The following is a 12683-nucleotide window of genomic DNA, read 5'->3' as shown; positions in this document are numbered from 1 at the left end:
TCTGTCACCCTTCGTGGGGCCGTGGTCACTCGGCCAGCAGTTCGCGGACGTCGTCGGCCGACAGCGCCCGGGCGAAGAGCTCGCCCTCGTCGAGCACCGCCGTGCTGAGGCGGCCCTTGCGCTCCTGGAGGCGCACGATCTTCTCCTCGATCGTGTCCGTCGCCACCAGCCGGTACACGTTCACCCGCCGCTCCTGGCCGATGCGGTGCGCGCGGTCGACGGCCTGCGCCTCGGCCGCCGGGTTCCACCACGGGTCGAGGATGAAGACGTGGTCGGCCTCGGTGAGGGTGAGCCCGGTGCCGCCCGCCTTCAGGCTGATCAGGAAGACGGGCGCGGCTCCCGAGCGGAACTCCTCGATCACTCCCGCGCGGTCCCGTGTGGAGCCGTCGAGCTGCACGAAGGGGATGCCGCGCCGGCGCAGCCGCTCCCCCGCCCGCTCCAGGTACGAGGTGAAGGTGCTGAAGACGAGGGCCCGACGGCCTTCCGCGATCACGTCGTCGAGCTGCTCGACGAGCACGTCGAGCTTCGCGGACGGGACGTGCCGGTAGGCCGGGTCGACCAGGGACGCGTCGAGCGCGAGCAGGCGCAGGAGGGTGAGGGATCGGAACACCGTGAAGCGCTGCCGGTCGAGGTCGTCGACCAGGCCCAGGAGCTTCCGCCGCTCGCGCTGGAGGTAGCCGTCGTAGAGCACCCTGTGGGCGGGCGTCAGCGCGACCTCGATCGTCTGCTCCTGCTTCTCGGGGAGCTCCGGCGCCACCGCCTCCTTGGTGCGGCGGAGCAGGAACGGACGCAGTCGCCGGCGCAGTCTCTCGAGGCGGCGGCGCGCGCCCTCGGTGTGGCTGACGGTCCGTCCCTCGGACAGATCGGGCGAGGCGATGCCGACGGGCGCCTCCGCGTGCAGGATCGGCCGGGTGTACTCCTCGCGGAAGCGGCGCAGCGGCGGCAGGAGCCCGGGCGCCACCAGGGCGAGGACCGCCCAGAGCTCGTCGAGCGAGTTCTCCAGCGGTGTGCCGGTGAGCGCGAGCGTGACGGGCGCGCCGACCCCGCGGGCGGCCCGGTGCGTCTGCGAGGCGGGGTTCTTGACGAACTGGGCCTCGTCGAGGATCAGCGCCGACCACGTCCTCGCCGCCCAGCGCTCGCCGCCGAGGCGCAGGACCGCGTAGCTGGTGAGGACCACGTCCGCGTCGGCCGGGATCGCGTCGAGCGCGCCCTCCCGAGAGCTCGTGACGAGGTGGACGCGCAGGGCGGGCGCGAAGCGCTCGGCCTCCGAGCGCCAGCCCGGCACGACCGAGGTGGGGGCGACCACGAGGAACGGCGCGGGGCGGATCCCGGCGCGGCCCGCCTCCTCGACCGCATCGAGCATCATGGCCAGCGCCTGCAGGGTCTTGCCGAGGCCCATGTCGTCGGCCAGGATCCCGCCGAGCCCGTGACGGAGGCGGTGCACGAGCCAGGCGTAGCCCGCCCGCTGGTACGGGCGCAACCGGGCGGTCAGGCCCTCCGGCGGCTCCACGTCCTCCGGCGACCCGGCGGCCAGCGCGGAGTCGAGCACGGCGCGCCACGCGTCGGAGGGGACGCTCTCGTCGGCGAGCTCCTCCAGCTCGTTCCACAACCCGGTCTGGTGCCGGCCGAGCCGCGGTCCCGTCTCCCACTCGTCGAGCTCGTCCGCCCGGGTCAGCAGCTCCCGGAGCCGGTCGAGGCCGGGGTGCGCGAGTGAGAGGTAGGAGTGGTCGACCAGGCGGATGCGGTCACCGCCCGCGGCCAGAGCGCGGAAGAGGGGCAGGAACGGCACGGTCGCGTCGCCGATCGTCACGACGACGCCGAGGTCGAACCAGTCGGCGCTCTCGGTGTCGACCGCGGTGATGGTGAGCGTGAGCGGTCCGGTCAGCAGGCGGTAGTCCGGGGCCACGCCCTCGCGCTCGATCCGGACCCCGCCGATCCCCTCCAGCTGCGGGAGCTGCTCCACCACGAACACCGCCGCCTCGGCCCCGCGCAGGACCGCGCTCGTCCCCGGCTCCGGCACGAGAGCGGACCCGGCCTCGCCGAGCACCGAGCGCACCCGGCGGAGCACCGCGCGCTCGACAGCCGCGTCGGCCGTGCCGTCGAGCTCGCCCGCGCGATCGGGCGAGCGGCGCCAGTGCCAGCCCACCCTGACGGCGCGCCGCGGCTCGAACGAGACCGTGCAGACCAGGCGCGGGGGCTCCGGATCGTCCAGGACGAGGTCGACGCCCTCCTCGCGCACCGCGACGCGGCCGCGGAGGGCGGGGAGGTGCTCGCCGACGAACTCGGGCACGTCCTCCGCCGGGACCTCCGTCTCCTCGGGGTGGTCGAGGAGCCGCAGCTCCTCGTCGTCGAAGGGCAGGGACGCGGGCGCGAGCAGGAGCGAGGACGGATCGCCGCCCTCGACCGCGTAGACGCCGTGCCGGGCGACCGGACGCGCCGACTCGGGCGCGTGCTCCGCGCCGTCGATCCGCAGGACGGGCCGCAGCCGGAGCGCTCCTTCCTCCGCCGAGACCGTCACCGCCACATGGGCGGGACCGGCGAGGCGGACCGCGCCCTTCTCCGGGGCGAGCAGCGGGATCCCGACGGCCTGCGCCTGCTCGAGCAGCCGCCAGAGCAGCGGGCTCTCGTAGTCGTCGAGGTGGATCCAGTCGGGGTCCTGCCCGAGGTGGACGGTGCGCGTCGCGCGGTGCAGGGCCGCGAACTCGGCGAACCAGCGCTGGTGAGCGGGGTCGAGCGAGAGCCGGTGGGTCTGGAAGTTCAGCGACTTCCAGGTCAGGGTGCTGCGGTTCCAGGCGCCCCCGCGCCCGCGGACGACGGGGCGGGTGGCCAGACGGTGGTCGCGGCGCTCGTCGGCGTCGTAGGTCTTCGCCGTGACGCGCTCGCTCGCCGGCGCCCGCCACGGATCGTCGGCCCGGCGCACCAGCCGGCGCAGCTCGAACTGCAGCCCGATCGGCGTGAGGACGGGCGGCGACTCGGCCTCGGCGGATCCGCTGAGCTCGCCGACGCGGGCGCGCCAGGAGGAGGGGGTCGACTCGGGAGGCACCGCCCCATGCTGCCACGCACCGCCGACACCCCCGCCCGCACCGCGTGACGGGCAGAATCGGAGGATGACCAGCAGCGACTCCCCCGCGCCCACCGTCCTCACCCTCGGCAGCGAGAGCCTGCGCCTCGCCCTGACGACCGCCGGGGCCGAGATGACGTCCCTCCGCGACGACGAGGGCCGCGAGTACCTGTGGCAGGCCGGCCCGGAGTGGCGCCGGCACGCTCCCGTCCTGTTCCCGATCATCGGCCGCCTCCCCGGCGACACGCTGCACCACGACGGCGCGGACCACCGGATGGGGCAGCACGGCTTCGCGCGGGACCGCGTCTTCGAGCTCGCGGGCGTCTCGGCGGACGAGGCGGTGTTCCGGCTCCGGAGCGACGACGCCACGCGCGCGGTGTTCCCCTTCGACTGGACGCTCCTCATCGCCTACGCCGTGACCGGCGCCTCGCTCCGGATCACCCAGACCGTCGAGAACAGGGGTCCCTCTCCGCTGGGCTTCTCGCTCGGCAACCACCCGGCCTTCGCGCTGCCGCTGCCCGAGGGCCGCGGCGAGCACCGCATCCGCTTCGCGCAGCCCGAGCCGGAGGGGTACCGCCGCGCTCCGAAGAACCTGCTGCTCGGGGCGCGCCACCCTGCGCCGCTCGAGGACGGGGTCCTGACGGTGGACGACGCGCACTTCGAGGAGGGCGTGATGATCTTCGACGAGCCGCGCCGGCGGACCCTCCGGCTCGAGGCCGACGGCGCTGCCCGCGCGATCGTCGTCGACACCGGGGACTTCGACGTGGTCGGCGTGTGGAAGCCGGTCGGGGGCCCGTTCGTCTGCCTCGAGCCGTGGCGGAGCGTCCCGACCCCCGAGGGCTGGGACGGAGACATCGTCGACAAGCCGCGCCAGATCGTCCTCGAGCCGGGCGGCCGGCGGTCGCTGTCCTACAGCATCGCGCTGAGCTGAACGTCCTCGCGCTGGATCTGCGCGTCGAGCAGCTCGAAGCGGCGGATGATCAGCCCCTCGCGGGTGGCCCAGGGGCAGATCACCAGGGTCTCGATGCCGAGTGCGTCCATGGCCGCCTCCGCGACGAGAGCGCCCGCGAGCAGCTGCGGAGCCCGCAGAGCGGAGACGCCGGGCAGCGCTGAGCGGTCGGCCGCGCTGATCGCGGCGAGGCGGGCGGACCACAGCCGGAGGTCGACCAGGTGCAGCTCGCGGCGCACCAGCGGACCGGCGGCGCTCGGAGCGGCGCCGGTGATCCGCGCGAGGGAGCGGAAGGTCTTCGACGTACCCGCGACCAGGTCGGGGCGCCCCAGGGCGAGGAAGCCGCGGACGGGCTCCGCGAGCACCTCGCGGGCGTGACGCCGGGCGGCCTTCACGCTCGTGGCCGAGGCGGGATCGCCGACCAGCAGGTCCCGCGTCACCCGCCCCGCTCCGAGCGGGACCGACACGGCGAGCTCGGGCACCTCGTCCACGCCCATCGAGAGCTCGAACGAGCCGCCGCCGATGTCGAGGTCCAGGATCGAGCCCGCGCCCCAGCCGAACCAGCGGCGCACGGCGAGGAAGGTGGCCGACGCCTCCGCCTCGCCGCCGAGCTCCTGGAGGTGCACTCCCGTCTCGGCGCGGACCCGGTCGAGGACCGCCGCGCCGTTGCCGGCCTCGCGGATCGCCGAGGTCGCGAACGCCAGCAGGTCCTCCGCGCGGTGCTCGCGGGCGACCTCCGCGGCCTCGGTCACGAACGCGATCAGCTCGCGCTGGCCCCGCTCGGTGATCTCCCCCGCCTCGTCGAGGTGCGCCACGAGAGCGAGGCTCCGCTTGTGCGAGCGGTAGGGCACCGGGCGGGCGCCGGGGTGCGCGTCGACGAGGAGCAGGTGGACCGTGTTGGAGCCGATGTCGAGCACGCCGAGTCGCATGGGTCCACGGTATCCGCCCGCGGAGGCGCGTCCCGCCACGCGGGCCGCCGGGGAACGCCGGAGGGCCCGGCCGCTCGCGCGACCGGGCCCCTCGGAGGGTGCTGGACTCAGTGGTCCCAGTTCTCGGCCCTGTCGGCCGAGCTGGACGAGCCGACGATGTGCACCCGCATGTCGTTCGTCGTGCCGGCGCGCCCGGGGGGCGATCCGGAGACGACGACCACGGTCTCGCCCGCCTGGGCGAGGCCCTCGCGGAGCAGCACCGCGTCCACCTGCGCGAACATCGCGTCGGTGTGGTTGACGCGCGGCGTGACGAAGGACTGGACGCCCCAGTTCAGCGCCATGCGGCGGCGGACGGCCGGCTCGGGGGTGAAGCCGATGATCGGGATGCCGTGGCGCAGGCGCGTCATGCGGCGGACCGAGTCGCCCGACTCGGTGAACACGCAGAGGAACTTCGCCTCGACGAACTCCGCGACCTCGGCGGCGGCCAGCGTGACCGATCCGCCCTGGGTGCGGGGCTTGCTGCCCAGCGGGGGGATGCGCTCCAGACCGTGCTCCTCGGTGGACTCGACGATTCGGGCCATGGTCTGCACGGTGACGACGGGCCAGGCTCCGACGCTGGTCTCGCCCGAGAGCATGACCGCGTCCGCGCCGTCGAGGATGGCGTTCGCGACGTCCGAGGCCTCGGCCCGCGTGGGGCGAGGGCTCTCGATCATCGACTCGAGCATCTGGGTCGCGACGATGACCGGCTTCGCCCAGCGGCGGGCGAGCTCGACGGCGTGCTTCTGCACGATCGGCACCGCCTCGAGGGGCAGCTCGACGCCGAGGTCGCCGCGGGCGACCATGATGCCGTCGAAGACGTCGATGATCTCCTGCAGGTTGTCGACCGCCTGCGGCTTCTCGATCTTGGCGATGACGGGAGCCTTGCGGCCCTCCTCCGCCATGATCTCGTGCACGCGCTCGATGTCGCTGGCGTTGCGCACGAAGGAGAGGGCGATGATGTCGGCGCCGAGACGGATCGCCCAGCGGAGGTCGTCCTCGTCCTTCTGGGAGAGGGCGGGGACGTTGACCGCGACACCGGGCAGGTTGATGCCCTTGTTGTTCGAGACGTTGCCGGGGACGACGACCTCGGTGACGACCCGGGGGCCCTCGACGGCGGTGACGCGGACAGCGACCTTGCCGTCGTCGATGAGGAGCATGTCGCCCGGGTTCACGTCGTCCGGGAGGGCCTTGAACGTGGTGCCCGAGAGCTCGCGCGTGCCGAGGACGTCCTCGGTGGTGATGGTGAAGACGTCGCCCTCGGCGAGGGCGTACGGGCCGCCCTCGAACTTGCCGAGGCGGATCTTCGGACCCTGCAGGTCGACGAGGATCGCGACCGCGCGCCCGGCGTCGTCCGCGGCCTTCCGCACGATGCGGTAGATGCCTTCGTGGACGTCGTAGCTTCCGTGACTGAGGTTCATGCGGGCCACGTCCACGCCGGCGTCGATGATCGCACGAATGGTCTCGTACGACGACGTTGCCGGGCCGAGGGTGGCGACGATTTTCGCTCGTCTCATTGAGGGGGTGCTCCGTTGTTCTGCGCCCGGAGGCGCGTCGTTAGCGGGGAGGGTGAGCTGATTGCTGGCGGGCCGAGACTATCGCGTCCCGGGGACTAGAGCGTGAAGCCCCGATCGTCGGGGCCGACCGGCGCCGGCAGCTGGGTCGTGCCCTCGAGGTAGCGGTCGACCTCGGCCGCGACGGAGCGGCCCTCGGCGATCGCCCAGACGATCAGGGACTGGCCGCGCCCGGCGTCGCCGGCCACGAAGACGCCGGGGACGGTCGTCTCGAAGGCGTCGCCGCGCGCGACGTTGCCGCGCTCGGTGAAGGGGACGTCGAGCTGGCGGCCGAGGTGGTCCGCCTCCGGGCCGGTGAAGCCGAGGGCGAGCAGGACCAGGTCGGCCGGGATCTCGCGCTCGGTGCCCGCCTTGGGGACGCGGCGCCCGTCGAGGTACTCGGTCTCGGCCACGCGCACCGCGCGGACCTCGCCGCCCTCGTTCGCGAGGAACTCCACGGTCGACGCGAGGAACATCCGCTCCCCGCCCTCCTCGTGGGCGCTCGAGACCTCGAACACGGTCGGGTCCATCGGCCAGGGCTGGCTGTCCGGGCGCTGCGACGGCGGCTGCTGCCCGATCGCCAGATTCGTGACCGACGCGGCCTTCTGGCGGTGGGCGGTACCGATGCAGTCCGCTCCGGTGTCGCCTCCGCCCAGGACGACGACGTGCTTGCCCTCGGCCGAGATCTGCTCGAAGACGCGGTCGCCCGCGATCGCGCGGTTCGACTGCACGAGGTACTCCATGGCGAAGTGCACGCCGTCGAGGTCGCGACCCGGGATCGGCAGGTCGCGCGGCACGAGAGCACCGGTGGCGACCACGACCGCGTCGTAGCGCGCCCGCAGGTCGTCCCAGGTGATGTCGGAGCCGATGTCGACGCCCGCGCGGAACCGGGTGCCCTCGGCCTTCATCTGGTTCAGGCGCAGCTCGAGGTGCTTCTTCTCCATCTTGAAGTCCGGGATCCCGTAGCGCAGGAGACCGCCGATGCGGTCGTCGCGCTCGTAGACCGCGACGGTGTGCCCGGCGCGGGTGAGCTGCTGAGCGGCGGCGAGCCCCGCCGGGCCGGAGCCGACGACCGCGACGGTCTTGCCGGTCAGGCGCTCCGGCGGGTGCGGCTGCACCCAGTCGTTGCCGAAGGCCTGATCGATGATCGAGACCTCGATCTGCTTGATCGTGACGGCGGGCTGATTGATGCCGAGCACGCAGGACGACTCGCACGGCGCCGGGCAGAGCCGGCCCGTGAACTCCGGGAAGTTGTTCGTCGCGTGCAGGCGCTCGATCGCCTGGCGGCCCTCGCCGCGCCACATCAGGTCGTTCCACTCGGGGATCAGGTTCCCCAGCGGGCAGCCCTTGTGGCAGAACGGGATGCCGCAGTCCATGCAGCGGCCCGCCTGCCGGCGCAGCACGGCGGAGTCGCCCTGCTCGTAGACCTCTTTCCAGTCCATCAGGCGGACGGACACGGGACGCCGCTTGGGCAGCTCCCGGTCCTGCACCTTCAGGAACCCCTTGGGATCAGCCACCGGTCACCTCCAGAATCCGTCCCCAGACGACGTCGCCGTCGGGGTCGAGCCCCTCCTCCACAGCGGATGCGCGCGTCGCGAGCACCGCGGCGAAGTCGCGGGGCAGTACCTTGACGAAACGCGAGACCGTTCCGTCGAAATCGTCGAGCATCCCCTGGGCCAGGGTCGACTCGGTCTCCGCGACGTGCCGCTCGAGCAGGTCGCGCAGGATCTCCACGTCGGCGCTGCCGAGCTCGGAGAGGGTCAGCTCGCCGGAGGCGATCGCGTCGCGGTTCACGAGCTCGCGGCGCAGGCCGTGGATGTAGGCCGTGCCGCCCGACATGCCGGCGCCGAGGTTCCGCCCGGTCTCGCCGAGGATCACCGCCAGGCCGCCGGTCATGTACTCGAGCGCGTGGTCGCCCACTCCCTCGACCACCGCGGTGGCGCCGGAGTTGCGGACCAGGAAGCGCTCGCCGACCATCCCGCGGATGAACATCGTGCCCTGGGTCGCCCCGTAGCCGATCACGTTGCCCGCGATCACGTTCGTCGAGGCGTCGAAGGTGCTGCGGCGGTCCGGCCGCACCACGATCTGGCCGCCCGAGAGGCCCTTGCCGACGTAGTCGTTGGAGTCTCCCTCGAGCCGCAGCGTGATGCCGGCGGGGAGGAACGCTCCGAGCGACTGCCCGGCCGAGCCGCGGAGCGACACGACGATGGAGTCGGCCGGCAGGCCGTTCTCGCCGAATCGGACGGTGACCTCGTGGCCCAGCATGGTGCCGACGGCGCGCTCGGTGTTCTTGATCTCGCGCTCGATCCGCACGGTGCCGCGGTGGTCGAGCACGTTCGCCGCGAGGCGGATCAGCTCGTTGTCGAAGTGGTGCTCGAGCTCGTGCTCCTGCGCGCGGCCGTGGCGGCGCGGCTCCTCCGCCGTGAAGACCGGTCCGACGAGGATCGGCGTCAGGTCGAGCCCGCTCGCCTTCCAGTGCTCGATCGCCTGGTCGACGTCGAGCAGCTCGCGGTGGCCGACGATCTCGTCGACGCTCCGGAAGCCGAGCTGCGCGAGGTACTCGCGCACCTCCTGGGCGATGAACTCGAAGAAGTTGACGACGAACTCGGGCTTGCCGGAGAACCGCTGGCGCAGCTCCGGGTTCTGCGTCGCGACGCCCACCGGGCAGGTGTCGAGGTGGCAGACGCGCATCATGATGCAGCCCTCGACGATCAGCGGAGCCGTCGCGAAGCCGAACTCCTCGGCTCCGAGCAGCGCGCCGATGACGACGTCGCGACCGGTCTTCATCTGGCCGTCGACCTGCACGACCACGCGGTCGCGCATGCCGTTGAGCATCAGCGTCTGCTGGGTCTCGGCCAGGCCGAGCTCCCAGGGCGTGCCCGCGTGCTTGAGCGAGTTAACCGGGCTCGCGCCGGTGCCGCCGTCGTGACCCGAGACGAGGATCACGTCGGCGAGGGCCTTCGCGGTGCCGGCGGCGACCGCTCCGATGCCCGACTGGCTGACCAGCTTCGCGTGGATGCGCGCCGACGGGTTCGCCCGCTTGAGGTCGAAGATCAGCTGCTTGAGGTCCTCGATCGAGTAGATGTCGTGGTGCGGCGGCGGCGAGATCAGGCCGACACCGGCGGTCGCGTGCCGGGTGCGCGCGATCCACGGGTACACCTTCGTGGGCGGAAGCTGACCGCCCTCGCCGGGCTTGGCGCCCTGGGCGAGCTTGATCTGGATGTCGTCGGCGTGGGTGAGGTACATGCTCGTGACGCCGAAGCGGCCCGAGGCGACCTGCTTGATCGCGGAGCGGCGCTCCGGGTCGAGCAGCCGCTCGGTGTCCTCGCCGCCCTCGCCGGTGTTCGACTTGGCGCCGAGGCGGTTCATCGCGATGGCGAGCGTCTCGTGCGCCTCCGGCGAGATGGAGCCGTAGCTCATCGCGCCCGTCGAGAAGCGCTTGACGATCGCCTCGACCGGCTCGACCTCGTCGATCGGGATCGGCGTGCGCCCCGCGGTGTCGAGCTTGAACATGCCGCGGAGGGTCATCAGCGAGCTCGCCTGGTCGTCGACCATCTTCGTGTACTCGCGGAAGACGTCGTAGCGGCGGTTGCGCGTCGAGTGCTGCAGGCGGAACACCGTGTCCGGGTTGAACAGGTGCGGGGCGCCGTCGCGGCGCCACTGGTACTCGCCGCCGACCGCCAGGCGCTCATGGGCGACGATCGCGCCGTCCTCGGGATAGGCGGCGCGGTGACGCGCGGCGTTCTCCTCGGCGACGACGTCGATGCCGATGCCGCCGAGCTTCGAGACGGTGCCGGTGAAGTACTGGTCGACGAACGCCTGGCTGAGGCCGACGGCCTCGAAGGTCTGCGCCCCGGCGTAGCTCGACACGGTGGAGATGCCCATCTTGGACATGATCTTCAGCACACCCTTGCCGAGCGCCTTGATCACGTTCTTCACGGCCTTCTCCGGCGAGACGTCCGACAGCATGCCGCTGCGGACGAGGTCCTCGCAGGTCTCCATAGCCAGGTACGGGTTGACCGCGGAGGCGCCGTAGCCGATGAGCGTCGCCACGTGGTGCACCTCGCGGACGTCGCCCGCCTCGACCACGAGCCCCACTCGCATCCGGTTCTCGGTGCGGATGAGGTGGTGGTGCACGGCAGCGAGCATCAGCAGCGACGGGATCGGCGCGAGGTCCTTGGTGGAGTCGCGGTCCGACAGCACCAGGAACTGCGCTCCCGCGGCGATGGCCTCGTCGGCCTCGTCGCACATCTCGTCGATGCGGTCCTGCATCGCGCGGGGTCCCGCGTCGACGCGGTAGAGGCCGCGGATCGTCGTGGTGATGTGGCTCAGCGGGCGCGGCGCGATGTGCTGGATCTTCGCGAGCTCGTCGTTGTCGATGACCGGGAAGTCGAGGACGACCTGGCGCGCGTGCTCGGCACCGGCGGTCAGCAGGTTGCGCTCGGGGCCGAGGCCCAGGCGGAGCGAGGTCACGACCTCCTCGCGGATCGAGTCCAGCGGCGGGTTCGTCACCTGCGCGAAGGCCTGCGTGAAGTAGTCGAAGAGCAGGCGGGGGCGCTTGGACAGGACGGCCACGGGGGTGTCCGAGCCCATCGCTCCGAGCGGCTCCGCACCGGCGCGCGCCATCGGCAGCAGGAGGAGGCGGACCTCCTCCTCGGTGTAGCCGAAGGTGCGCTGGCGGCGGTTGACCGAGGCGGGCGTGTGCACGATGTGCTCGCGCTCGGGGAGGTCCTTGAGGTTGATGCGGCCCTTCTCGAGCCACTCCTCGAACGGACCGGAGGCGGCGAGCTGCCCCTTGATCTCCTCGTCCTCGACGATGCGGCCCTGCTCGGTGTCGACCAGGAACATGCGGCCGGGCTGCAGGCGTCCCTTGCGGACCACCTTCGCGGGGTCGATGTCGAGCACGCCGATCTCGCTGGCGAGCACCACGAGCCCGTCGTCGGTGACGACGTAGCGGCCGGGGCGGAGCCCGTTGCGGTCGAGAGTGGCGCCGACGAGCTCGCCGTCGGTGAAGACGATCGCGGCCGGGCCGTCCCACGGCTCCATGAGCATCGAGTGGTACTCGTAGAACGCGCGGCGCTTCGGGTCGAGCGCGCCGTCCTGGTTCTCCCAGGCCTCCGGCACCATCATCATGACCGCGTGCGGGAGCGACCGGCCGGCCAGGTTGAGCAGCTCGACGGTCTCGTCGAACGAGGCGGAGTCGCTGCGGCCGGGCGAGACGATCGGGAACAGCGGGGCCAGGTCGCCCAGCTCGCGGCTCTTCAGCTGCGACTGGCGTGCGCGCATCCAGTTGCGGTTGCCCTGCACTGTGTTGATCTCGCCGTTGTGCGCGATCATCCGGAACGGCTGAGCGAGCGGCCACGACGGGAAGGTGTTGGTGGAGTACCGGGAGTGCACCAGCGCGAGCTTCGACGCGAAGCGCTCGTCGGACAGGTCCGGGTAGAACGGCTCCAGCTGGAGCGTCGTCACCATGCCCTTGTAGACGAGCGTGCGGCTCGAGAGCGACATGAAGTAGACCTCGAGCTCGCGCTCGACGCGCTTGCGCAGGCGGAAGGTCAGACGGTCGAGGCGCACGGAGGAGAGGGGCGTGCCGCTCTCGTCGGTCAGCTCGCTCCGGATGAACAGCTGCTCGATCGCCGGCATGGCGGCCCGGGCGAGCGTGCCGATCTCGTCGGGCTGCACGGGCACGGAGCGCCAGCCGACCACGGCGAGGTTCTCCTCGCGGGCGATGTCGGCGATCGTCGACTTGACCCGCTCGCGCTCGAACACGTCCACCGGGAGGAAGGCGTTGCCCACCGCGTACTGGCCCAGCGGCGGGAGCTCGAAGGGAGCGACCGCGCGGAGGAACTCGTCCGGGATCTGCGTGATGATCCCCGCGCCGTCGCCCGTTCCCGCGTCGGAGCCGACGGCGCCGCGGTGCTCGAGGTTGCGCAGCGCGTTCAGCGCGGCGTCGATGATGTCGTGGCCGGCGGTGCCGCGCATGGTGGCGACCATCGCGAGACCGCACGCGTCCTTCTCGGCGGCCGGGTCGTACATCCCCTGCGCCGGCGGCATGCCCAGGAAGGGCACGGCGCGGGCCGGGGTCGAGGGCTGGGCGGAGGCCATGGGAACCGTCCTCACGGGGGTGATGGCTGATCGGGACGTCACTGGCCCGC

At 72.4% G+C, this 12683-nt stretch carries 6 protein-coding genes; 1 reads left to right on the top strand and 5 read right to left on the bottom strand.

The genetic code is table 11. The annotated features are described in order from the left end of the window. Positions 1–25 precede the first annotated feature (25 nt). A complete protein-coding gene (locus tag C5C59_RS03075) occupies positions 26–3043 on the bottom strand; it encodes a DEAD/DEAH box helicase (protein WP_104237519.1) in 3018 nt (1005 codons plus the stop codon). 64 nt (positions 3044–3107) lie between these two features. Here C5C59_RS03075 and C5C59_RS03070 point away from each other — a divergent pair, with 64 nt between their 5' ends. Beyond that, positions 3108–3992: an aldose 1-epimerase family protein gene (locus C5C59_RS03070; protein WP_104237498.1), complete on the top strand. Its 885-nt coding sequence runs from the start codon at positions 3108–3110 to the stop codon at positions 3990–3992. On the opposite strand, the gene C5C59_RS03065 is transcribed toward C5C59_RS03070, so the two are convergent. The 4 genes from C5C59_RS03065 to gltB all read right to left on the bottom strand — a co-directional run bounded on the left by C5C59_RS03065 (position 3971) and on the right by gltB (position 12633). Then, entirely contained in the window at positions 3971–4939 is a 969-nt protein-coding gene (locus tag C5C59_RS03065) for an exopolyphosphatase (RefSeq protein ID WP_104232654.1), read from the bottom strand. The two genes, C5C59_RS03070 and C5C59_RS03065, sit on opposite strands and share 22 nt — an antisense overlap. 107 nt (positions 4940–5046) lie before the next feature. Further along, positions 5047–6492 (bottom strand): pyruvate kinase, encoded by a 1446-nt coding sequence (gene pyk / locus C5C59_RS03060; RefSeq protein ID WP_104237499.1) that lies wholly within the window; start codon positions 6490–6492, stop codon positions 5047–5049. A gap of 95 nt (positions 6493–6587) precedes the next feature. Next, positions 6588–8045 carry a glutamate synthase subunit beta gene (locus C5C59_RS03055; protein ID WP_104232655.1) on the bottom strand — a complete coding sequence of 486 codons (1458 nt, stop codon included), beginning with the start codon at positions 8043–8045 and terminating at the stop codon, positions 6588–6590. Beyond that, complete coding sequence (gene gltB / locus C5C59_RS03050) at positions 8038–12633, bottom strand: glutamate synthase large subunit (RefSeq protein ID WP_104232656.1); 4596 nt, start codon at positions 12631–12633, stop codon at positions 8038–8040. Before gltB ends, C5C59_RS03055 begins: the two co-directional genes overlap by 8 nt. Between the last annotated feature and the right edge of the window lie 50 nt (positions 12634–12683).

It is taken from the genome of Rathayibacter sp. AY1F4 (assembly GCF_002931775.1).
Taxonomy (GTDB): domain Bacteria; phylum Actinomycetota; class Actinomycetes; order Actinomycetales; family Microbacteriaceae; genus Rathayibacter.
This window is presented reverse-complemented; position numbering and strand designations above follow the sequence as displayed.

What these genes read in the sequence shown, in the direction of transcription:
- C5C59_RS03070 (WP_104237498.1), top strand. Translation starts at nt 3,108, where the DNA reads ATGACCAGCAGCGACTCCCCCGCGCCCACCGTCCTCACCCTCGGCAGC.
- C5C59_RS03065 (WP_104232654.1), bottom strand. Translation starts at nt 4,939, where the DNA reads ATGCGACTCGGCGTGCTCGACATCGGCTCCAACACGGTCCACCTGCTC.
- pyk (WP_104237499.1), bottom strand. Translation starts at nt 6,492, where the DNA reads ATGAGACGAGCGAAAATCGTCGCCACCCTCGGCCCGGCAACGTCGTCG.
- gltB (WP_104232656.1), bottom strand. Translation starts at nt 12,633, where the DNA reads ATGGCCTCCGCCCAGCCCTCGACCCCGGCCCGCGCCGTGCCCTTCCTG.